A 20,588-nucleotide genomic window follows, 5' to 3' on the forward strand; every position below is an offset into this window, starting at 1 on the left:
CCTGTCTTCGTGGCGGCTGCACCGCTATAATCGCTGCCTTCCCACACCTCGAGCTAAGCCTGCCCATGTATACCCTGGCCCGCCAGCTGCTGTTCAAACTGTCCCCGGAAACCTCCCACGACCTGTCGCTGGACCTGATCGGTGCAGGTGGGCGCCTGGGCCTCAACGGGCTGTTGACCAAGGCGCCGGCGCAGTTGCCGGTAACCGTCATGGGCTTGCAGTTCGCCAACCCGGTCGGGCTGGCAGCGGGGCTGGACAAGAACGGTGCCGCCATCGACGGCTTCGCTCAACTGGGCTTCGGTTTCGTCGAGATCGGCACCGTGACCCCGCGCCCGCAGCCAGGCAATCCCAAGCCGCGGCTGTTCCGCCTGCCTGAAGCCGAGGCGATCATCAACCGCATGGGCTTCAACAACCTGGGCGTCGACCATCTGCTCGAGCGTGTGCGTGCGGCCAGTTACCATGGCGTGCTGGGCATCAATATCGGCAAGAACTTCGATACCCCGGTGGAGCGGGCAGTGGACGATTACCTGATCTGCCTGGAGAAGGTCTACGGTCACGCCAGCTACGTCACCGTCAACGTCAGTTCGCCCAACACCCCGGGCCTGCGCAGCCTGCAGTTTGGCGATTCGCTCAAGCAACTGCTCCAGGCCCTGGCCGAGCGCCGTGAGGCGTTGGCCCTGACCCATGCCAAGCGCGTACCACTGGCCATCAAGATTGCCCCGGACATGAGCGATGAGGAAACCGCACAGGTGGCGTCGGCTTTGCTGGCCACTGGCATGGACGCAGTGATCGCGACCAACACCACCCTCAGCCGCGAAGGCGTGGAAGGCCTGGCGCATGCTGACGAGGCCGGTGGGCTGTCGGGCGCCCCGGTACGCGACAAGAGTACCCACACGGTGCGTATGCTGGCCGCCGAACTGGGTGGCAAGCTGCCGATCATCGCAGCAGGCGGTATCACCGAAGGCAAGCACGCCGCCGAGAAGATCGCTGCCGGTGCAAGCCTTGTGCAGATCTACTCCGGGTTCATCTACAAGGGGCCTGCGCTGATTCGCGAGTCGGTGGACGCCATCGCCGCCATGGGGCCACGCTGAGCGGGCATAAAAAAGGGCCCCTCAAAAGGGGCCCCTGGGCCGCAGCCCGCCGCTCGGATAGAGCGTGCATGGTGACTAGAATTCAGATCCTCGTTCAGCCAACGGCGTGAAGTTCGTTGAGTCTATGGATACCCGCAGTGCCGGTCATACCGTCCCAGTTGTCGCCACGTCCCTCGCGCCAGCCGTTGACCCAGGCTTGGCGTACTGACGGTAGAGTAAAAGGGCAAAGCTCGCGGGATTTGCCGGTGACCCCATATTGGTAGCCACGTAAAAATGCTCTTTCCAACGGATCACGCTTAAGTCTTCTCATAGGGTGTTGCCCTCACTTGTTGACTGTAATGTCCCGTCGGCCTCGGCTGAGGCCGGGCAGAGTCGTTCTGCCGGTTATGCGCTCGCTGCCGGCGTGGCGAGCTGGAAGTGTTGCCCCGTTGCAGGACAACCTGATACGAGTTCTAACCAATGCAGGTCACAGTGTGAATGATCGTTTTGTCATAAGGACGTAACCTTTCCAAGGGTCAGGGGATAAGTAAAAAATTGCTTCAGCGGCGAAATGAAGGCAAAGCCAGCTATGATCAGGCTTTGCTCATGGCTCAGGTCAGAACGCCATCGTTGAGAATCACTTCCAACGCAGGGGCTCAAAACGACGAAGGGTCATAAAAAGTCGCAGTTTTACTAGAATTTTTCATTCTGCCGGACGATCAAAGCCTTTTTACCCTGGGGTAAATGGCCGTTGTCCGGCGGCCCGGCGCCATGTCAGCGCCATTCGAACGCCTGCTGGAAGGCGTTCGATCAAACAGCGAAGGGGCGATGCGCTTGCCTTTTCACCTATTGCTCAAGGCTTGGATTACTCATGTCGGACCGTTTCGAACTCTATCTCACCTGCCCCAAGGGCCTGGAAGGCCTGCTTGCCGAAGAAGCCCGTGGGCTGGGCCTGGAGGATGTGCGAGAGCACACCTCGGCCATTCGCGGCGAAGCCGACATGGAAACCGCCTATCGCCTGTGCCTCTGGTCGCGTCTGGGCAACCGCGTACTGCTGGTGCTCAAGCGCTTCAACATGAAGAACGCCGATGACCTGTATGACGGGGTCAACGCCGTCGACTGGCAGGATCACCTGGAAGCCACTGGCAGCCTGGCCGTGGAGTTCAGCGGGCACGGCTCGGGCATCGACAACACCCACTTCGGCGCGCTCAAGGTCAAGGATGCCATCGTCGACAAGCTGCGCAACGCGACGGGCGAGCGGCCTTCGGTAGACAAGCTCAACCCCGATCTGCGTGTGCACCTGCGCCTGGAACGCGGCGAGGCGATTCTGTCCCTGGACCTGTCCGGCCACAGCCTGCACCAGCGAGGCTACCGTCTGCAGCAGGGGGCTGCGCCACTGAAGGAAAACCTTGCCGCTGCCGTGCTGATCCGTGCTGGCTGGCCGCGTATTGCCGCCCAGGGCGGCGCGCTGGCCGACCCGATGTGCGGTGTGGGTACCTTCCTGGTGGAGGCGGCGATGATTGCCGCCGATATCGCGCCGAACCTGCGCCGCGAGCGCTGGGGCTTCAGCGCCTGGCTGGGTCACGTGCCGGCGCTGTGGCGCAAGCTGCACGACGAGGCCAAGGCGCGCGCCGAAGCCGGGCTGGCACGTCCGCCGCTGTGGATCCGCGGCTACGAGGCCGATCCGCGGCTGATCCAGCCAGGGCGCAACAATGTCGAGCGTGCGGGCCTGAGCGACTGGATCAAGATCTACCAGGGCGAAGTGGGCAGCTTCGAGCCGCGTCCCGACCAGAACCAGAAGGGCCTGGTAATCTGCAACCCGCCCTACGGTGAGCGTCTGGGTGATGAAGCCAGCCTGCTGTATCTCTACCAGAACCTGGGTGAACGCCTGCGCCAGGCCTGCCTGAACTGGGAGGCGGCGGTATTCACCGGCGCGCCCGATCTGGGCAAGCGCATGGGTATTCGCAGCCACAAGCAGTACGCCTTCTGGAACGGCGCGCTGCCGTGCAAGCTGCTGCTGATCAGGGTGCAGCCCGATCAGTTCGTCACCGGCGAGCGTCGTCAGCCAGAGCGCGAGCGGGGCAGCGAGCCGAGCGAGCCCGTGGTTTCAGTCGCCAGTGAGCCGGCGCGTCTGAGCGAAGGCGGGCAGATGTTCGCCAACCGCCTGCAGAAGAACCTCAAGCAGCTGGGCAAGTGGGCCAAGCGCGAGAACATAACCTGCTATCGCGTCTACGATGCCGACATGCCGGAATACGCGCTGGCCATCGACCTCTACCATGACTGGGTGCATGTTCAGGAGTACGCCGCGCCGCGTTCGATCGACCCGGAAAAAGCCCAGGCGCGTCTGTTCGATGCCCTGGCGGCGATCCCCCAGGCGCTGAACATCGACCAGAGCCGCGTAGTGATCAAGCGGCGCGAGCGGCAATCCGGCACCAAGCAGTATGAGCGCCAGAGCAGCCAGGGGCAGTTCACCGAGGTAAGCGAAGGCGGCGTCAAGCTGCTGGTCAACCTGACCGACTACCTCGATACCGGGCTGTTCCTCGACCATCGCCCGATGCGCATGCGCATCCAGCGCGAGGCGGCCGGCAAACGCTTCCTAAACCTGTTCTGCTATACCGCCACGGCCAGCGTGCATGCGGCCAAGGGTGGCGCGCGCAGCACCACCAGTGTCGACCTGTCGAAAACCTACCTGGATTGGGCACGGCGCAACTTCTCGCTCAACGGCTTCTCGGACAAGAACCGCCTGGAGCAGGGCGACGTGATGGCGTGGCTGCAGGCCTGCCGCGAGGAGTACGAGCTGATCTTCATCGACCCGCCGACCTTCTCCAACTCCAAGCGCATGGAAGGGGTATTCGACGTGCAGCGTGACCATGTGGAGCTACTTGACCTGGCCGTTGCGCGCCTGGCACCGGGTGGCGTGCTGTATTTCTCCAACAACTTCCGCAAGTTCCAGCTCGACGAACACCTGCAGGAGCGTTACGCGGTCGAGGAGATCACCGCCCAGACCCTGGACCCGGATTTCGCGCGCAACAGCAAGATCCACCGCGCATGGCGCATCCAGGCGCGCTGATGACGCGCAGGATGTGATCAGGCGTGTGGGGGGTGGCTACCTTGCAGCCACCGCCTACATGCCCGGGTGGAGCCCTGAGCCCGGCTCAGGGTTGCAGCGCTGCGGTACTGCTGTTGAGCTTTGGCTGGCGGTACAGGTCCAGCAGCACCTGGTCGAGCACTGCCGAGGCGCCCCAGGGTTTTGGGTCGTTGAGAATTGCCACCACCGCCCAGGTGTTGCCGTTGCTGTCGCGGCTGAAGCCGGCGATGGCACGCACCGTATTCAGGGTGCCGGTCTTGATGTGTGCTTCACCGGTCATGGCGGTGCGCTTGAGGCGCTTGCGCATGGTGCCGTCCATGCCGGTCAGCGGCATCGAACTGATGAATTCGGCAGCGTAGGGGCTCTTCCAGGCTGCCTGCAGCAGGGTGGCCATTTCCCTGGCGCTGACACGCTCGGCACGCGACAGCCCTGAACCGTTCTCCATGACCAGATGCGGCGCGGTGATGCCTTTCTTCGCCAGCCACTGGCGCACCACGCGCTGTGCGGCACGGGCATCGTCGCCGTCGGCATCGGTGCGGTACTGCGCGCCCAGGCTCAGGAACAGTTGCTGGGCCATGGTGTTGTTGCTGTATTTGTTGATGTCGCGGATCACCTCCACCAGGTCCGGGGAGAATGCGCGGGCCAGCAGGCGTGCACTCTTGGGAACTTCGGCAACCCGGTCAGCCCCCATGATGCGCCCGCCCAGTTCGTTCCAGATGGCACGTACCGCGCCGGCGGCGTAGGTCTGGTGGTCGAGCAGTGCCAGGTAGGTCTGGGAGTTGCAACCGTCAGCCAACTGGCCGCTGACCACCACGCTGACGCCGTCGGCCTGGGTCACCGGGTTGTAGCGCACTTCACCCTTGCACTGGTTGCCCGGTACCGCCTTGACCTGGTTGTCGATGCGGATGCTGGCGATGGGCGGCTCTACCGATACCAGGACCTTGCCGCCATCGTTGCGTGCCACGAAGCGCAAGGCCTTGAGGTTGACCAGCAGGGAGTCGGGCTTGACCAGGAACGGCTTGTTTTCATCGCCGCCGTCGTCGTTGAACTGGGGAAGCTGGGGCTGCACGAAGTGGCTGCGGTCCAGCACCAGGTCGCCATTGATGGTCTGTACGCCGTTGGCGCGCAGGTCGCGCATCAGCAACCAGAGTTTTTCCATGTTCAGCTTGGGGTCGCCGCCGCCCTTGAGGTACAGGTTGCCGTTGAGGGTGCCGTTGCTCAGGGTGCCGTCGGTGTAGAACTCGGTTTTCCACTGGTGGGTCGGGCCGAGCATTTCCAGCGCGGCATAAGTGGTGACCAGTTTCATGGTCGAGGCCGGGTTGACCGACACATCGGCGTTGAACACCGTGGGTGTGCCCGGGCCATTGAGCGGCAGCATCACCAGCGACAGCGCGGAGCCGTCGAGCTTGTTGGTCTTGAGGGCCTGTTGCACCTTGGGCGAAAGGGTGGTGTTGACGGGGGCGGCGTGGGCCGGCATGGCCAGTGGCAGCAGCAGGCCGGCGAACAGCAGTGAACGTAGAGATGTGGTCATTTGCACTGAAACCCTGCAGGCGAGGGGTGAAAAAAACCAGAGCGCAATAGGGTGACGGCCCCGGTATGGAAAAATATAGCGCGCATTATGCACCACGCATGCTGCCCATGTGCCTAACAATGCCTGTCAGTGCGGCGATTTTTCGGGTTTTATTCAGGCAGTTTCGCGGTGGAACTGGTAAAGTGCCGCGCGTTATTACTTAAGAGGATTGTTTCATGGCGACCAACCGTTCCCGCCGTCTGCGTAAAAAACTGTGTGTAGACGAGTTCCAGGAGCTGGGTTTCGAACTGAACCTGGAGTTCAAGGAAGACCTGTCCGACGAAGCCATTGACGCTTTCCTCGACGCCTTCCTGGATGAAGCCATGGATGCCAACGGCCTGGACTACGTCGGCGGCGACGACTTCGGTTTGGTCTGCAAGGCAGATCGTGGCTCGGTCACCGAAGAGCAGCGTGCTGCAGTGCAGGCATGGCTCAAAGGCCGCAGCGAGCTGACCAAGATCGAAGTCAGCCCGTTGCTGGATGCCTGGTATCCGGAAAAGCCGGTCAACCCGGCTAGCTGATACCTCGTCAAAGCGGCAGCCCTGGTGGCTGCCGCTTGCGTTCTACCCCTGCATCGGCCCCGCTCCCGTGGGCTGCGACAGCGCCTCCAGCGTATCGCGCAACGCCTGATCCACCTCGTTCATTGCCCTTAGCACCTGCCGTTTGCGTCGCCTGAGCACAGGTTCTGGCGCAGCGTCCTCGCACGCCGCTTCCAGCCGTTCGCAGGCCAGCATCAGCGCCTCGGACTGCACCATGCGCGCCACCCCCAGCACCTTGTGTGCAGCGTCCCTGAGTATTGCCGGCGAGCCGCGAGTATCGGCGTCGAGCAGCTGCTGACGGTCGATCGGGGCGCAACTGAGCAACTGTTCGAGCAGGCGGCGCAGTTCGCCTGGGTCGTTGCCGATGATCGGCCCCAGCCCCATCAGGTCGATCAGGGGCATGTCGCCACGGGCGCGGCCTGCCGACAGGGGAGCGTCGTTCAGGCGCTGGCTGAGTTCATGCAGGGTGATGGGTTTGAGCAGACAGTCGTTCATGCCAGCGGCGTGGCAGCGATCACGCACTTCAGGTTGGGTGTTGGCGGTGTAGGCCAGGATGGTGCAGGGCGCGCGCCCGAGTATGCGCTCTTCCTCGCGTACGGCCTGGGCCAACTGGTAGCCGTCCATCTGCGGCATGTTGCAGTCCACGATCAACACGTCGAAAGGCTCCAGGCGCCATGCCTGCAGCGCACTCAGGCCGCTGTCGGCATTGGTGTGCTGCACGCCGAGAAAGTCCAGCTGCTGGCCCATCAGCAGCAGGTTGGCCGGGTGGTCGTCGACCACCAGCACCTTCACCGCCGGCGCCGGCAAGGTCGGCTGGGGCACGGGGTCGGCGAGCTTCTCGCAGGCTGCCAGCCCCGTCAGCGGCATGCTGATCTTCACCTCGGTCCCGGTGCCCGGTTCGCTGTGCAGCGTCAGCTGGCCGCCCATCATGGCGCACAGGCTGCGGCTGATGACCAGGCCCAGGCCGGTGCCGCTGCGTGCCAGCGGGCTGTCGGGGGCGACCTGGGCGAAGGGCTGGAACAGGTACTGCTGGTCGGTCGCGCTGATGCCGATACCGCTGTCGCTGACCGAGAGCAGCAGTTGCAGGGTATCGGGCCCGGCCCCCGGTTGCAGGGCCAGGTCCACGCGTACCTGGCCCTGGTCGGTGAACTTGATCGCGTTGCTGACCAGGTTCGAGAGGATCTGCTTGAAGCGCAGCGGGTCGAGCAGCACGTCGCGGCAGGCGCTCTCGTCGATGACCAGGCTCAGGCTGAGGTCCTTCTGCCGGGCCAGGGCCTCGAACACCCGACCCACCGACTCCACCAGCTCACCCAGGTTGACGCGCTGGGGGCTCAGGCTCATGTGGCCGGACTCGATACGCGCGATGTCGAGGATATCGCCGATCAGCGACAGCAGGTCCCTGGCCGAGCTGTAGGCCACCTCGATGGCGGGACGGTCGAGGTGCCCGGCATCGGCGCGCTTGAGTGCCAGCTCGAGCATGCCGATCACCGCGTTCATGGGGGTACGGATCTCGTGGCTCATGGTGGCCAGGAACTTGCTTTTTGCGCGGTTGGCGTTATCGGCCTGCTCCTTGGCCTGGCGCAGTTCCTGGATCAGCTGGCGGCGGTCGCTGATGTCCAGCCAGCCGCCGATGATGCCCTGTACCTCGCCCAGCGAGTCGCGGTACGGCAGTACCCAGTGGTAGATGGTCAGCTCGCGGTTCTTCAGCATCATGGGGCGGTCGACGATCAATGGCAGGCCTTCGTTCATCACCTGCTGGTAGTCCGCCTGAAACTGACTGGCATTGTCGGCATCGGTGAGCGGCGCATCGTGGATGGACTTGCCCAGTACCTCTTCGGCGCGCGCCTCAACGGCCTGCAGGTAGCTGTCGTTGCAGCTCTTGAGCAGGCCTTGGCGGTCACGCACGTAGATCGGGTGCGGCGTGCCGTTGACCAGCGCCCGCATGAACTCGAGCTGGTCGCCCAGGGCGCGCTCGATCTGCTCGCGCTTCTTGATCTGGCGACGCATCCAGCCGTTCCAGGCCAGCGACAGGATCAGCAGCAGGCCAGTGCCCAGCACCAGTTGAATGATGAAGCGCTGGTGGCTTTGCCAGTAGGAGCTGGGTTCGCCGCTGAAATCGCGCCAGCGGCCATTGATTGCGCCCAGCTCCTGGGGCGGGATGCTAAGCAGGGCCTTGTCGAGGATAGAGGTCAGTTCGTCGGCGCCCTGGGCGGTGGCCATGGAGTAGGTCGCCGGCTCGTCGCCGATGTTGGCGCGGATGATCAGCTGCTTTTGGGTGGTGAGCCTGAAATTGGCATTGATCAGCGCGGTGACCATGCCGTCCACCTGGTGACGCGACAGCAGTTCGGCGGAGGCTGCGGGGCTTTCCGTTTCAACCAGCTCGATGCCGCCATGGCGAATGCGCAGCCCGTCGTTGAGCGTACTGCCGCGGGTCACGGCCAGGCGCTTGCCATACAGCTGGCGCAGCGAGGCAGGTTCGTCCTCGCCCTTGCGCGTGACCAGCACGTAGGCGTTCTCCAGGTAGGGCCGGCTGATGTTCAGGGTGGCTTCGCGCTGTGTGCTGGGCGTGATGGTGGCGATGACGTCGGCGCGACCCTGGTGCAACTGGTCGATCATGTCGCTGATGCCGGCGCTGCGATGGATCTCGAAACGCAGGCCGGTGCGCAGACGGATCAGCTCGAGCAGGTCGGCAACGATACCTCGCAGGTTGTTGGCACTGTCGTAGAACGACAGCGGCGCGGCGTTTTCGTCCACCACCACACGCACCACCGGGTGTGCCGCCAGCCAGCGTTGTTCGCGTGGGGAAAGTTGCAGCTTGCGATCAGTCAGCAGCATGCCGTCGCCGATGCTCCAGCGCTGGAAGATACTGGTGCGCATGGCGCTGGTGACCGCATCCAGGGTGGTATTGACCAGCTCGAGCAGCAGCGGGTTGTCGGCTCGCAGGGCGAAGCTGAAGCCCACAGGCTCGTGTTTGCCGAAGTTCACCATCTTGAGGTTTTTCAGGTAGCCCTGGTTGATCTGGTAATAGGTCGACAAGGCGTCCCCCAGGAACACGTCGGCCTGTTCGAAGGCCACCGCGTTGAGGGCATTGTGGTAGGAGCTGTAGGTCTGCACCGTGGCGTTGGGGTAGGTGGCGCGAACCTCGCTCAATGGCAGGTAATGGGCAACCACGCTCAGGCGCAGCCCCTTGAGGCCGTTGTCCAGTGCCCGGGTTTCATTTTCGCGGGTGACCAGCACCGGCAGGTCTTCGGCATAGGGGCGCGACAGGGCCACCTCGGGGAGGGCGGCATCGTAGCCATTGGCACTTCCCAGCAGGTCGATGTGCCCGTCTATCAGGGCTTGCAGGGCCTTGTCGCGGTTGGCGAAGCGCTTGACCCGAATGGGCCGGTTCAAGGTATTGCCGATCAGGCCGGCGTAGTCGGCGGTCAGGCCCTCGTAATCGCGGCCACTGGCGGTGATGTCGAACGGCGCGTAGTCCGGTGCCGAAGTGCCCAGTACCAGCACGTCATGCTTGTCGAGCCAGTCGGCCTGGGCCGGTGTGGGGGTTACAGCCATGGCCGCCAGGCCGCTGCGGCTGAGCAGCTCGTAGCTGCGCTCGCCGGGTTCGTTGGCGCAGAGCGAAGGGGCGAGGCAGGCCCCGGCGAACAGCAGGCAGAACAACAGAAGACGTTTGGCCATGCTCGCACTCATACCAGCGCGTTGCGTTTGGCCATCTCGATCAGTTCCACCAGCGAGTTGGCCTTGAGTTTCTGCATCAGGCGTTTTTTATAGGTGCTCACGGTTTTATTGCTGAGAAACATGCCGGACGCAATTTCCTTGTTGCTCTTGCCCTGGGCAAACAGTTGCAGAACCATCAGTTCGCGATCATTGACGGTCTTGAACAGTTCCATCTCGCTGTCGCCGCTGTCCTGATGGCGAAGTGGGTTTATTGCCTGGCTGGGGAAATAGTTGTAACCGGAAAGTACCGCCTTGATGGCACTGAGCAACTCGCTGAGGTCCTCCTGCTTGCATACATAACCGCAGGCCCCCGACAACATGCAGCGTGTTGCAAACAGTACGGGTGATTGCGCAGTCAGCACCAGAACCTTCATCGGCACGGCCATGCTGTTGAAGCGCGACAGCACTTCCAGGCCATCCAGCTTGGGGATGCCGATGTCGAGGATGATCAGGTCGGGCACGGTTTCGCGGGTCATCTGCATGGCGTCCACGCCATTGTCGGATTCGCCGGTGACCCGATAACCCTCGTTCTCCAGCAACATGCGTACAGCCAGGCGAATGACGGGATGATCGTCGACAATAAATACGGAGTGCATAATCACCTTCCAGGTAGGGGCCATAAAGAAGCCGCACCATAGCCCAGTTGGAAGGCGTGCACGTAAATAGAGTTGCGCTCAAACTTAATATGGGAAAATTCCTACAATAAGTTGGGCGCAAGGCTACAAATAGTTGATTTTCAAGCGCGCCATATCGTTTTGCGCACTAATCAATACGGCTGCAATCGCCTACGTTACATACGTGGAAGTTGCAGCGTATTGATCGGGTCAACTGCATCAGACCGGGCTTGAACGCCCGGTCATTTCGCGGGCCATTTCGCTGGCATAGCTGTCGGTCATGCCGGCAATGAAGTCGATCATGCGCAGGAAGGCGCTGTGCAATGTGCTGTTGGGGTCGGGTGCATTGTTGCCCAGCAGGTCAAGGATGCGCCGGTGCTTGAACGATGGCGTGCGTCCGCCGTGCTGTTCCAGCGCTGCGCCGCAAAATGCATTGAGCAGAATCTCCAGCGTGGTGTAGGCACCGATTTCATGCAGTGTCTTGCGCTTGTCCTGGAAGATCTTCTTGCGCGCCATGTCCTTGGCCTGCAGCACACAGCGCTTGGCCGGGCCGTGCATGTGCTCGACCAGGTCGCCGTGCAGGGTGCCGGCCAGCAAGGCTTGCTGCTGCTCGACGAATGCCCGTGCGGCGGCGTTGGTCAGGTGCTCGATCGCCTTGCCGCGCAGGATCGCCAGCTTGCGCCGGCGCGAATCCCCGGGGCCCAGCTGGCGGTAGGTTTGCGGCAGGTCGTCACCCACCAGCCCCAGCAGCAGCGCTTCTACCTCGGCGTAGTCGAGCAGCTCCATTTCCAGGCCGTCTTCCAGGTCGATCAGCGCATAGCAGATATCGTCGGCGGCCTCCATCAGGTACACAAGCGGGTGCCGGGCCCAGCGTTGCGGCTCGAGTTGCGGCATGCCCAGCTTGCGTGCGATCTGCTCCAGCAGCGGCAACTCGCTCTGGTAGCAGCCGAACTTGTGCTTCTTGTAGCCCAGGGCATCGGCGTGGCGGGCGCTCCAGGGGTACTTGAGGTAGGTGCCCAGGGTGGCGTAGGTGAGGCGCGTGCCGCCATCGAACTGGTGATACTCCAGTTGGGTCAACACGCGAAAGCCCTGGGCATTGCCTTCGAAATTGAGGAAGTCGCCCCGTTCGGCATCGCTCATCGCATCCAGCCAGCCGCGTCCGGCGGCCTGCTGGAACCAGTGCCGGATTGCGTCCTCGCCGGAGTGGCCGAACGGCGGGTTGCCGATATCGTGGGCCAGGCAGGCAGACTGCACCACCATGCCCAGGTCGCTGGGCGCGCACCAGTCCGGCAGGCTGTCGCGCAGTGTCTCGCCCACCCGCATGCCCAGCGAGCGGCCCACGCAACTGACCTCCAGCGAGTGGGTCAGGCGCGTGTGGATGTGATCGTTGCTGGTGACCGGGTGTACCTGGGTCTTGCGCCCCAGGCGGCGAAAGGCACCCGAGAAGATGATCCGGTCGTGGTCCTTGTGGAAGGGGCTGCGCCCGAGTTCTTCGGGGCTGTGCAGGGTTTTGCCGAGGCGTTCGCGGGTAAGCAGTGTGTGCCAGTCCAAGGCCGGTTCTCCAGTGCGGGGCAGGCCCCTAGCTTCCCGTGTCCCGGACGTGGCCGCAACCCTCAGAGGCCATCGGCATCCAGGTCGATCAGCAGCAGGCGGCGCCCGTCGTCGAAGAACTGGCCGGCGGTCATGCAGTACTGGTTGGTGGTGGCGTCGCGGTAGGTGCTGGACAGAATCAACCGGCGCTCATCCCAGCCCTCGGCCAGCAGGTGATAAAAGTAGGGCCGCCATGACCAGTTGTGGCCCTGGTAGCCGTTGTTCACGTGCCAGTGCTGGCCGTGCCATTCCAGATTGGGGGTGAGCTGGGTGCCGTGCCGGTCACACAGAAAAAACCGCAGCACCCAAGGGTAGGCGTGCAGGTTCGGCAACTGTTCGACCGAGGCCTGGGCCTGCGCCCAGGCCTGCAGCCGTGGCATCAGTTCGGCCAGTTGCTGGCGGCGTTGCATCAGCCGTGCGCGCTCGTCCAGCTTGCCCTGCACGTAGCGCTCGCGCAGGTGGCCGAAGCGGGTGACGAATGCATCGCTGGCGAAAAAACCAGCCTGGGCCTGGGCGAACAGGTGGCCCTGCAGATAACGCGCGCCACATTCCAGGGCGAAGTCAAGCTCGGCCTCGTTCTCGACGCCTTCGGCAATGATCCAGCACCCGGTCTTCTCGGCCATCTGGGCCAGGGCCTTGACCACTTCGCTGCTGGGCCCGCCGCGGGCGGCGGCCTGGAACAGGCGCATGTCGAGCTTGAGAATGTCTGGCTGCAGCGCCAGCACCCGGTCCAGCTGCGAGTAGCCGGCGCCGAAATCATCGATGGCGATGCGCGCGCCGGCCTGGCGATAGTGCGTGACCACATCGGCCAGGCGCTGCAGGTCGCCGCCCTGTTCGGTGATCTCGAAGACCACCCGGCGTGGATCGATGCCGTGCTGTCGTACCTGCATCAGGCTGGGCAAGGGTTCGTCGGCAGTCAGCTCGCTGATCCAGCGGGGCGAGATGTTCAGGCTCAGAAACCAGTCGCCCGGTGCCTGGCTGAAGGTTGCCAGGGCCTGGCCACGCAGCGTGCGATCGAGGGTGCGCAGGGCTGCGGTGGGCATTTGCGGGTCAATGAACAGCGGGCCGACCGAGCGCAGCTGGCCGTCGGCCTGAACCAGTCGGCCAAGGGCTTCGATACCGGCGATGCGGCCAGTGGCCGTATCGATGAAGGGTTGATAGCAGGCGAGCGGGTGCCCGTCGTACACGGCGGCTCCTTGTTTTTACGAGACGGCTGGCCGGATGCTCAGCACGGCAAGCCTGCGGCCCGCCGCCTCGTATTGCAAGAATGCAGCCAGTTTGCGTTCAGCGCCTTGACTGCATGAACAGGCGTATCAGCGGCGTCAGGCTGCTGCCCACACCGGCCAGCCGTGTCAGGCTGCCGTTGCGTGCGCCCTTGCCGGTCAGAAAGCCCAGCAGCACCACGGCGCCGATACCCCAGAGGGGTGCGTGCTTGATGCCCAGGCCGCCCTGCAGCCCGCCTTGCAGGGAGTCGCCCACCCCGCGCAGGCGTGTCAGCGGCTTGAGCAGTTGCCCGGATTCGTGGCGGATTTCCTGGCGACGCATTTCCAGGCGCAGGCGTACCAGGGCCTTGCGCAGTTCGCGGCGGTCGGTGGTTTGCGGCAATTCAGGCAGGCTCATGGCAACAGGCGCTCCCGGTCCTTGGCAAGTTCTTCGAGGGTGGCATGGAACGGCGAGGACTCGTCGAACACCGCTGCTTTGAGGCGCAGCCCGCAGAATACCGCCGCCAGGCTGTAGAACACGCACAGGCCGATGATGCCGGCCAGGCGATAACTGTCCCACAGCAGAATCAGCAGCAGCGCCGACAAGGCCGTCAGCAACAGCAGGGCGAACACCAGGGCCAGCCCGGCGAACAGCAGCAGGCTCAGGGTGCGCGCCTTCTGTTCCTGCAGTTCGATGCCGAACAGTTCGACGTGGCCGTGCAGCAGACCAAGGATGGCGGCGCCAAGGCGCCGTGAAGACGAGCCGGTGGTTTCGGTTTCCATACCCCGTACCTCAGCGACGACTGGCCAGCAGGCCGATCAGAAAGCCCACGCCAGCGGCGATGCCGACGGATTGCCAGGGGTTGGACTGCACGTAGTCCTCGGTGGCGCTGAGTGCAGCCTGGCTGCGTTCACGTACCGAGTCCTGGGTCTGCTTGAGGGTCTCGCGGGCACGCGACACGCTTTCCTCGATCTGCCTGCGCAACTCGTCGGCCTGATCGCCGGCCAGGGTCGCGGAGTGCTCCAGCAGTTTTTCGGCATCCTGTACCAGGATTTCGAAGTCTGCCTGAAGGATGTCTTTTGCAGTTTTGCGGGCCATGGGTCTCTCCGTGTCAAGTGGGCGTCTGGCATTTCGAGTGCCGAGCGCTGCGTAAGGTTCAGTGCAATCGGCAGTGGTACAGCATTTGCCTTGCCTTGGTGCAGCAGGCCGGGCGGCCGCGCCAGATCAGGGCGCGAAACGACGGCCGGTCGATAAACCATAACCCAATCCACGACAAACCCCGGAAAAAACTCCACGTCAGCGCTGCATTCGCGCCCCCGGCCCCCCCATGGCGGGCCAGGGTAGTGCGCACGGCAGCCGCTAGCGCCCGGTCAGCAGGCGGGCCTGGCAGGCATCGATGGCGTTGGAGGGGCCGCTCAGCAGCACCGCGTCACCGGCATGCAGGCAGGTATCGGTGGCCAGGGCCACTTCCTCGCCATCGCGCTGCACGGCCTGTACTTCCACCCCGAGCAGGTCCAGGCCCAGCTCGGTCAGCGGGCGACCGCAGGCATAGGCATCGGCGCCCAGGTTGACCGCATGCAGCATGACCTTTGGCAGGCCTTCGCTGTCGACCGGGCTGGTCTGCGCCCCCTGGTAGAACCCGTGCAGCAGGCGATAGCGGCTCTGGCGCACCTCGTCGATACGCTGCTGTACACGCTCCTGGGGTACGCCGAGCATCACCAGGGCATGGGAGGCGAGCATCAGGCTGGACTCCAGCAACTCCGGTACCACCGCCGTGGCACCTGCGGCGCGCAGTTCGTCGCGCAGGCTGTCGTCGCGGGTGCGCACCAGGATCGGCACCTGGGTGTTGAAGTGACGGGCGGCCTTGAGCACGCTCATGGCGACATCGGTCTTGTCTACCGCGATCACCAGCAGCCGGGCACGCTCCAGGCCGATGGCCGCCAGCAGTTCGCCGCGCCGCGAGTCGCCGTAGTGCACGCGCTGCTCGCCGGCGGCGGCCTCCTGCACCCTGACCGGGTCGTCGTCCAGGGCAATGAAGGCCAGCTGTTCGCGCCGCAGGAAGCGCCCGATGGACTGGCCTACCCGGCCATAACCACAGATCAGCACGTGCCCGCTGAGCGAGGCGCTTTGTGCCTGGATCTCTTCGAGCTGCACCTCCTGGTTGGGTTTGCGATGCAGGCGGGCGGCCAGCGCTGGAGCGCCGCGCAGCATCAGCGGGGTGACCAGCATCGAACAGAAGGTGGCGGCCAGCAGCAGGTGCCCGAGGTCTTCGGGCAGCAGGCGGGTCTGTTGCATCTGCGCCATCAGTGCGAAGCAGAACTCGCCGCCCTGGGCCAGGGCCACGCCACTGCGCCAGGCGGTTTCGCTGTCGCTGCCGCGCAGCTTGACCAGCACCGCCACCACCACGCCCTTGATGGCCAGCAGGGCCAGGGTCAGGCCGAGGATTTCCAGGCCGTGGCTGGCAAACAGTTGCAGGTCGATGAGCATGCCGATACTGACAAAGAACAGCCCCAGCAGGATGTCGCGGAAGGGGCGGATATCGGCTTCGATCTGGTGGCGATAGTTGCTTTCGCCCAGCAGCATCCCGGCGAGGAACGCCCCCAGTGCCGGAGACAGGCCCAGCAGGTGGGTAAGCCAGGCGGTCAGCAGCACGATCACCAGCGCCAGCAGCACGAACAGCTCGGCCGAGTGCGAGCGGGCCACCTCGTGGAACAGGCGCGGAAGCAGCCAGCGGTTGGCCAGCAGCAGGCCGATGAACAGGATCACGGTCTTGCCCAGGGTCAGCGGCAGCGCCCAGTACCAGGCCTGGCCGCCCTGGCCGGCGAACACCGGCACCAGGGTCAGCAGCAGTACCGCAATCACGTCCTGGAACAGCAGCACGCCAATGGCGTTCTGGCCGTGGCTGCTGAAGATTTCGCCGAGGCTGGTGAGCTCCTTGCTGACGATGGCGGTGGACGACAGCGCCAGGCCGCCGCCCAGCAGCAGGGCAGCCCCGGCCGGCATGCCAAGCAGCCCCAGCAGGCCGGCCAGCAGCAGCGCCGAGCAGATCACCTGCAGGCTGCCCAGGCCGAAGACCACGCGGCGCAGGGCGAGCATCTTGCTCAGAGAGAATTCAAGGCCCAGGGAAAACAGCAGGAACACAACGCCCATTTCGGCGAGGTCGGGCAGTTCTTCGCTTTCATTGACCCAGTCCAGGGCGGTGGGGCCGACGAACAGGCCGACGCACAGGTAGCCCAGCACGGGGGGCAGTTGCAGGCGCCGGAAAATGGCGATGACCACCAGTGACGAGGCCAGGATGATCAGCAGGTTGGCAAACACTCAATACACTCCATTGCAATGCCGACGGGCGCGAAAAAATTTGTCAGTGTACAGCGCTCGAGGCCACGCAGGCTGACCCAGGTCAGTCGTTGGTGTCTCGACCCGCCAGGTGTACGGGCCTAGAATACGGGTCCGCTTTTCACGTTTCACGGTACTTCCCATGCTTCCTGAAACTCAACTGCTCGGCACCCTGGGCTGTCACCTGTGCGAGGTGGCCGAGGCCATTCTGATGCCGCTTGTCGAGCACGGGCTGCTGGTCGAGCTGGTCGATATTGCCGATGATCCGGCCGATGTCGAGCGCTACGGCCTGCTGATTCCGGTGCTGCGTCGCTGTGACTCCGGTGCCGAGCTGCTCTGGCCGTTCGATACCGAGCAGGTGGTCGCGTTTCTGAGCTGAGCGTCGCCAGCGGGGTGTTCACATGCCGATGCACAATCTGTGATGCAACGGCGCAGGTGCTGTTGGAGAATCGCCAGCGCAGCATACACCCGTGACGAAGTCTCATCCGCCAAGGAGTGGCGAACCATGCACCTGAGTCCGCATTTCACACTGGAAGAACTGACTGCTTCCGAAACTGCCCGGCGTGAAGGCCTGACCAACCAGCCCGGCCCCGATGCCCTGGCCAACCTGCGCCGTCTGAGCCAGACCCTGGAGCAGGTACGCAGCCTGCTCGGGCATCCCATCCGCGTCAACAGTGCCTACCGCAGCAACGAGCTCAACCGTCGTGTCGGCGGGGTGAGCGGCAGTGCGCATACCCTCGGGCTGGCAGCCGATATCAGCGTGGCGGCGCTTTCACCCCTGGTGGTGGCGCAACGTATCCTGGACAGCGGTCTGGCGTTCGACCAGCTCATTCTGGAGTTCGACCGCTGGGTTCACCTGGCCATCGCCGAAGGGGCAGGGCGCAAGCAGGTGCTGACGGTGCGCGAGGGTACCGGCTACCTGCCGGGGTTGCAGTGAGTACTGTTCATTCATACACTGTATGCAAATACAGTAATCGGGTGAGCGCTTGCGCCAGAGGGGCCGGACGATGGTCAACGTCGAACAATTGAAATACAGCGTCAACCGCATGGCTGTCGAACAGGTGCGCGAGGCCGTGCTCGAATTGCGCCTCGATGGCCTGGTCACCGAGGGCAAGACCCCTTTCAGCAAGATCCACTTCAACACCTGCTTTGCCGAGATAGAGGCATTGTTCCAGCGCGCCGGTTACCACCGGGCGCTGGATGTGGTCGGTTATCAGGGCCTGATGTATGCGTTGTACGATCCGGGCCGCTGGGAGGCGGTGGATGTGCTGCGCTGGCTCAAGGAGTTTACCGAGGCTGCGGCAACCCGGGCTGGCTGAGCCGGCAGGCATGCCGGATAATGGACGGCCCCCAACTGGCGAGCATGTCCATGAGTGTCCCTTTCGATCCGGCCCAGCACCAGGCCAGCACTGTCTGCCTGCCACCGGGCAGTTGGGCCACCGTGCTCGACTGCCTGTGCGACCACTTCAAGGCGATCAGCCGTGAACAATGGCTCGATCGCATCGCCCGTGGGCGGGTGCTGGATGCCCAGGGCGCGCCGATTGACGTGGGCCTTGCCTACAAGCCAGGCCTGCGTATCCACTATTTTCGCGAAGTACCCAACGAAAAGCCGATCCCGGTGCAGGAGCATATCCTGCACGTCGACGAGCACCTGGTGGTGGCCGACAAACCGCACTTTCTGCCGGTGACGCCCACTGGCGAATATGTCGAACACACGTTGCTGCGCCGTTTGATTCGCCGGCTCGACAACCCGCACCTGGTGCCATTGCACCGCATCGACCGGCACACGGCGGGCCTGGTGCTGTTCTCGGCCAACCCGCAAAGCCGTTCGGCCTATCAGCAGTTGTTTCCCACCCGACAGATCGACAAGCACTACCAGGCCATTGCCCGCGCCTTGCCGCAGCTGGAGTTCCCGCGGGTGCACAAGAGCCGGCTGGTCAATGGCGAGCCGTTCTTTCGCATGCAGGAGGTGCCCGGCGTCAGCAACAGCGAAACCATTGCCCGGGTTCTGGAAAAAAACGGCGAGTGGTGGCGCTACGGCCTGTCACCGGTCACCGGCAAGACCCACCAGTTGCGGGTGCACATGACGGCGCTGGGGGCGAGTATCTGCAATGATCCGTTCTACCCGCAGATCGTGCAGGGGCCCGATGACTACGCAAGGCCACTCAAGCTGCTGGCCCACAACCTGCGCTTCAACGACCCGCTCGATGGGCAGGAGCGCTATTTCGAAAGCCGGCTGACACTGGACTGGTAGACCGCTGTGGGCGCACAACCAGAGGTTGTGCGCCACCGGGTCAACGGTTGAAGCGCTCCACCAGGGAATACTGGGTGGTGGCGGTGAGGGTCAGTTCCTCGCTGAGCAGCGCCGAATGCTGGGCCTGCTCGGAGGTCTGGTCGGCAAGCTGGGCGATGGTGCTGATGTTGCGGCTGATTTCATCGGCCACTGCGGTCTGCTCTTCTGTAGCGGCGGCAATCTGCGTGGTCATGTCGGTGATGTTGGCCACCGCCTCGCTGATGCCCACCAGCGCCTGGTCGGCTTCCATCACCCGTGCCACACCTTCCTCGGCCTGGCGATGGCCGGTTTCCATGGTCTGTACGGCATTGCTGGCGGTTTGCTGGAGCTTGGCGATCAGGCCGTGGATCTGCCCGGTCGATTCACTGGTGCGCTGCGCCAGCTGACGCACTTCGTCGGCCACTACGGCGAAGCCGCGGCCCATTTCACCGGCGCGTGCCGCTTCGATGGCGGCGTTGAGCGCCAGCAGGTTGGTCTGGTCGGCAATGCCCTTGATCACATCGACCACGCCGCCAATCTCGTCGCTGTCGCGGGCCAGCTGGGTCACGGTCAGGCCGGTTTCGCCAACGGCAGCCGACAGACGCTGGATCGCATCGCGGGTTTCGCCGGCGATGTCGCGGCCGCGCCCGGTCAGGCGGTTGGCTTCCTGGGTGGCATCGGCGGTGCGCTGCACGTGGTTGGCCACTTCCTGGGTGGTGGCGGCCATCTGGTTGACGGCAGCGGCCACCTGCTCGGTCTCCACGCGCTGGCGCTCCAGGCCCGAGGAGCTGTTGTGGGCCAGGGTGTCGGACTGGCGCGCCTGCTCGTTGAGGTGCTCGGCGGTGTCCTGCAGGCGGGTCAGGCAGGTCTTGAGGCGCGCGTCCTGGCTGAGCATGGCCATTTCCAGGCGAGCCTGCACGCCGCGGCTGTCGGTGTACATCTGCGCGATCAGCGGGTCGGAGGTGGTCTGTTCGGCCAGGCGCAGCAGGCGCTTGAGGCCACGCTGCTGCCAGCTCAGGCCCAGCAGCCCCAGCGGTACCGACAGGGCGGCCGCCACGGCGAAGCCCCAGGAGTGGCCCAGCCAGCTGCCGATCAGGAAGCCGACCTGGCTGACCAGGATGAACGGCAGCCAGTCCTGCAGTACCGGCAGCCAGCGGTCGCGGCGCGGAATGGGTGGCTTGCCCTGATTGATGCGGTGATACAGCGCCTCGGCGCGACGGATCTGTTCGGCGCTGGGCTTGACCCGCACCGACTCGTAGCCGACTACCTGGTTGTTCTCGAAGATGGGGGTGACGTAGGCGTTGACCCAGTAATGATCACCCGACTTGCAGCGGTTCTTGACGATGCCCATCCACGGCAGGCCCTGCTTGAGCGTACTCCACATATGCGCAAACACAGCCGGCGGCACATCCGGGTGCCGGACCAGGTTGTGTGGCGCACGAATGAGCTCCTCCCGCGAAAAGCCGCTGATCTCGACGAACGCATCGTTGCAGTAGGTGATCACACCCTTGGCATCGGTGGTCGATATCAGACGTTGTTGGGCAGGGAAAGTCCGTTCGCGCTGGGTAATCGGCTGATTGTTACGCATA

At 64.0% G+C, this 20,588-nt stretch carries 18 protein-coding genes; 7 read left to right on the plus strand and 11 right to left on the minus strand.

From position 1 onward, the window contains the following. Positions 1–65 precede the first annotated feature (65 nt). Positions 66–1,091, plus strand: coding sequence for a quinone-dependent dihydroorotate dehydrogenase (locus tag JZZ72_RS13450; RefSeq protein WP_210014557.1), 1,026 nt, complete (start codon positions 66–68; stop codon positions 1,089–1,091). 94 nt (positions 1,092–1,185) lie between these two features. On the opposite strand, the gene rmf is transcribed toward JZZ72_RS13450, so the two are convergent. Continuing rightward, entirely contained in the window at positions 1,186–1,401 is a 216-nt protein-coding gene (rmf, locus tag JZZ72_RS13455; protein WP_078479587.1) for a ribosome modulation factor, read from the minus strand. A gap of 540 nt (positions 1,402–1,941) precedes the next feature. Between rmf and rlmKL the strand changes: the two genes are divergently transcribed. Then, complete coding sequence (gene rlmKL / locus JZZ72_RS13460; RefSeq protein ID WP_210014558.1) at positions 1,942–4,140, plus strand: bifunctional 23S rRNA (guanine(2069)-N(7))-methyltransferase RlmK/23S rRNA (guanine(2445)-N(2))-methyltransferase RlmL; 2,199 nt, start codon at positions 1,942–1,944, stop codon at positions 4,138–4,140. Positions 4,141–4,225: 85 nt separating this feature from the next. Here the strand turns inward: rlmKL and dacB are convergent, their stop codons facing one another. Next, a complete protein-coding gene (gene dacB / locus JZZ72_RS13465) occupies positions 4,226–5,689 on the minus strand; it encodes a D-alanyl-D-alanine carboxypeptidase/D-alanyl-D-alanine endopeptidase (RefSeq protein ID WP_043864605.1) in 1,464 nt (487 codons plus the stop codon). A gap of 215 nt (positions 5,690–5,904) precedes the next feature. Between dacB and JZZ72_RS13470 the strand changes: the two genes are divergently transcribed. Beyond that, positions 5,905–6,249, plus strand: a complete 345-nt coding sequence (locus JZZ72_RS13470) for a YggL family protein (RefSeq protein WP_043864604.1) — start codon at positions 5,905–5,907, stop codon at positions 6,247–6,249. A 42-nt stretch (positions 6,250–6,291) separates the two neighbouring features. Here the strand turns inward: JZZ72_RS13470 and JZZ72_RS13475 are convergent, their stop codons facing one another. The 8 genes from JZZ72_RS13475 to JZZ72_RS13510 form a co-directional block, all read right to left on the minus strand. Continuing rightward, entirely contained in the window at positions 6,292–9,945 is a 3,654-nt protein-coding gene (locus tag JZZ72_RS13475; protein ID WP_210014559.1) for a transporter substrate-binding domain-containing protein, read from the minus strand. A gap of 8 nt (positions 9,946–9,953) precedes the next feature. Next, entirely contained in the window at positions 9,954–10,580 is a 627-nt protein-coding gene (locus JZZ72_RS13480) for a response regulator transcription factor (protein WP_043864602.1), read from the minus strand. 237 nt (positions 10,581–10,817) lie between these two features. Beyond that, complete coding sequence (locus JZZ72_RS13485; protein WP_088514240.1) at positions 10,818–12,149, minus strand: deoxyguanosinetriphosphate triphosphohydrolase; 1,332 nt, start codon at positions 12,147–12,149, stop codon at positions 10,818–10,820. 62 nt (positions 12,150–12,211) lie between these two features. Further along, the gene (locus JZZ72_RS13490) at positions 12,212–13,375 is read right to left on the minus strand and encodes an EAL domain-containing protein (protein WP_210014560.1); all 1,164 of its coding nucleotides are present in this window, start codon (positions 13,373–13,375) and stop codon (positions 12,212–12,214) included. 97 nt (positions 13,376–13,472) lie between these two features. After that, the gene (locus JZZ72_RS13495) at positions 13,473–13,808 is read right to left on the minus strand and encodes a hypothetical protein (protein ID WP_043864599.1); all 336 of its coding nucleotides are present in this window, start codon (positions 13,806–13,808) and stop codon (positions 13,473–13,475) included. Then, a complete protein-coding gene (locus tag JZZ72_RS13500; RefSeq protein ID WP_043864598.1) occupies positions 13,805–14,173 on the minus strand; it encodes a phage holin family protein in 369 nt (122 codons plus the stop codon). Before JZZ72_RS13500 ends, JZZ72_RS13495 begins: the two co-directional genes overlap by 4 nt. Positions 14,174–14,183: 10 nt before the next feature. Further along, complete coding sequence (locus tag JZZ72_RS13505; RefSeq protein WP_043864597.1) at positions 14,184–14,489, minus strand: DUF883 family protein; 306 nt, start codon at positions 14,487–14,489, stop codon at positions 14,184–14,186. A gap of 261 nt (positions 14,490–14,750) precedes the next feature. Next, positions 14,751–16,709, minus strand: a complete 1,959-nt coding sequence (locus tag JZZ72_RS13510; RefSeq protein ID WP_043864596.1) for a monovalent cation:proton antiporter family protein — start codon at positions 16,707–16,709, stop codon at positions 14,751–14,753. Between the two features lie 160 nt (positions 16,710–16,869). Between JZZ72_RS13510 and JZZ72_RS13515 the strand changes: the two genes are divergently transcribed. From JZZ72_RS13515 to JZZ72_RS13530, 4 genes are all read left to right on the plus strand, one after another. Continuing rightward, positions 16,870–17,106, plus strand: a complete 237-nt coding sequence (locus tag JZZ72_RS13515; protein WP_043864595.1) for a glutaredoxin family protein — start codon at positions 16,870–16,872, stop codon at positions 17,104–17,106. 126 nt (positions 17,107–17,232) lie between these two features. After that, positions 17,233–17,664, plus strand: coding sequence for a D-Ala-D-Ala carboxypeptidase family metallohydrolase (locus tag JZZ72_RS13520; RefSeq protein ID WP_058541337.1), 432 nt, complete (start codon positions 17,233–17,235; stop codon positions 17,662–17,664). A gap of 70 nt (positions 17,665–17,734) precedes the next feature. Continuing rightward, positions 17,735–18,046: a hypothetical protein gene (locus JZZ72_RS13525; protein WP_043864594.1), complete on the plus strand. Its 312-nt coding sequence runs from the start codon at positions 17,735–17,737 to the stop codon at positions 18,044–18,046. Positions 18,047–18,096: 50 nt separating this feature from the next. Then, positions 18,097–18,981 carry a pseudouridine synthase gene (locus tag JZZ72_RS13530; RefSeq protein WP_043864664.1) on the plus strand — a complete coding sequence of 295 codons (885 nt, stop codon included), beginning with the start codon at positions 18,097–18,099 and terminating at the stop codon, positions 18,979–18,981. A gap of 40 nt (positions 18,982–19,021) precedes the next feature. On the opposite strand, the gene JZZ72_RS13535 is transcribed toward JZZ72_RS13530, so the two are convergent. Further along, a complete protein-coding gene (locus JZZ72_RS13535; RefSeq protein WP_043864593.1) occupies positions 19,022–20,587 on the minus strand; it encodes a methyl-accepting chemotaxis protein in 1,566 nt (521 codons plus the stop codon). Position 20,588 lies beyond the last annotated feature (1 nt).

Source organism: Pseudomonas palmensis (genome assembly GCF_017848315.1).
GTDB classification, from domain to species: Bacteria; Pseudomonadota; Gammaproteobacteria; order Pseudomonadales; family Pseudomonadaceae; genus Aquipseudomonas; species Aquipseudomonas palmensis.

Coding starts and splice junctions, on each gene's coding strand:
- dacB (WP_043864605.1), bottom strand. CDS start 5,689: ATGACCACATCTCTACGTTCACTGCTGTTCGCCGGCCTGCTGCTGCCA.
- JZZ72_RS13520 (WP_058541337.1), top strand. CDS start 17,233: ATGCACCTGAGTCCGCATTTCACACTGGAAGAACTGACTGCTTCCGAA.
- JZZ72_RS13470 (WP_043864604.1), top strand. CDS start 5,905: ATGGCGACCAACCGTTCCCGCCGTCTGCGTAAAAAACTGTGTGTAGAC.
- JZZ72_RS13500 (WP_043864598.1), bottom strand. CDS start 14,173: ATGGAAACCGAAACCACCGGCTCGTCTTCACGGCGCCTTGGCGCCGCC.
- rlmKL (WP_210014558.1), top strand. CDS start 1,942: ATGTCGGACCGTTTCGAACTCTATCTCACCTGCCCCAAGGGCCTGGAA.
- JZZ72_RS13525 (WP_043864594.1), top strand. CDS start 17,735: ATGGTCAACGTCGAACAATTGAAATACAGCGTCAACCGCATGGCTGTC.
- JZZ72_RS13535 (WP_043864593.1), bottom strand. CDS start 20,587: ATGCGTAACAATCAGCCGATTACCCAGCGCGAACGGACTTTCCCTGCC.
- JZZ72_RS13530 (WP_043864664.1), top strand. CDS start 18,097: ATGAGTGTCCCTTTCGATCCGGCCCAGCACCAGGCCAGCACTGTCTGC.
- JZZ72_RS13480 (WP_043864602.1), bottom strand. CDS start 10,580: ATGCACTCCGTATTTATTGTCGACGATCATCCCGTCATTCGCCTGGCT.
- JZZ72_RS13475 (WP_210014559.1), bottom strand. CDS start 9,945: ATGGCCAAACGTCTTCTGTTGTTCTGCCTGCTGTTCGCCGGGGCCTGC.
- JZZ72_RS13505 (WP_043864597.1), bottom strand. CDS start 14,489: ATGGCCCGCAAAACTGCAAAAGACATCCTTCAGGCAGACTTCGAAATC.
- JZZ72_RS13495 (WP_043864599.1), bottom strand. CDS start 13,808: ATGAGCCTGCCTGAATTGCCGCAAACCACCGACCGCCGCGAACTGCGC.
- rmf (WP_078479587.1), bottom strand. CDS start 1,401: ATGAGAAGACTTAAGCGTGATCCGTTGGAAAGAGCATTTTTACGTGGC.
- JZZ72_RS13515 (WP_043864595.1), top strand. CDS start 16,870: ATGCTTCCTGAAACTCAACTGCTCGGCACCCTGGGCTGTCACCTGTGC.
- JZZ72_RS13450 (WP_210014557.1), top strand. CDS start 66: ATGTATACCCTGGCCCGCCAGCTGCTGTTCAAACTGTCCCCGGAAACC.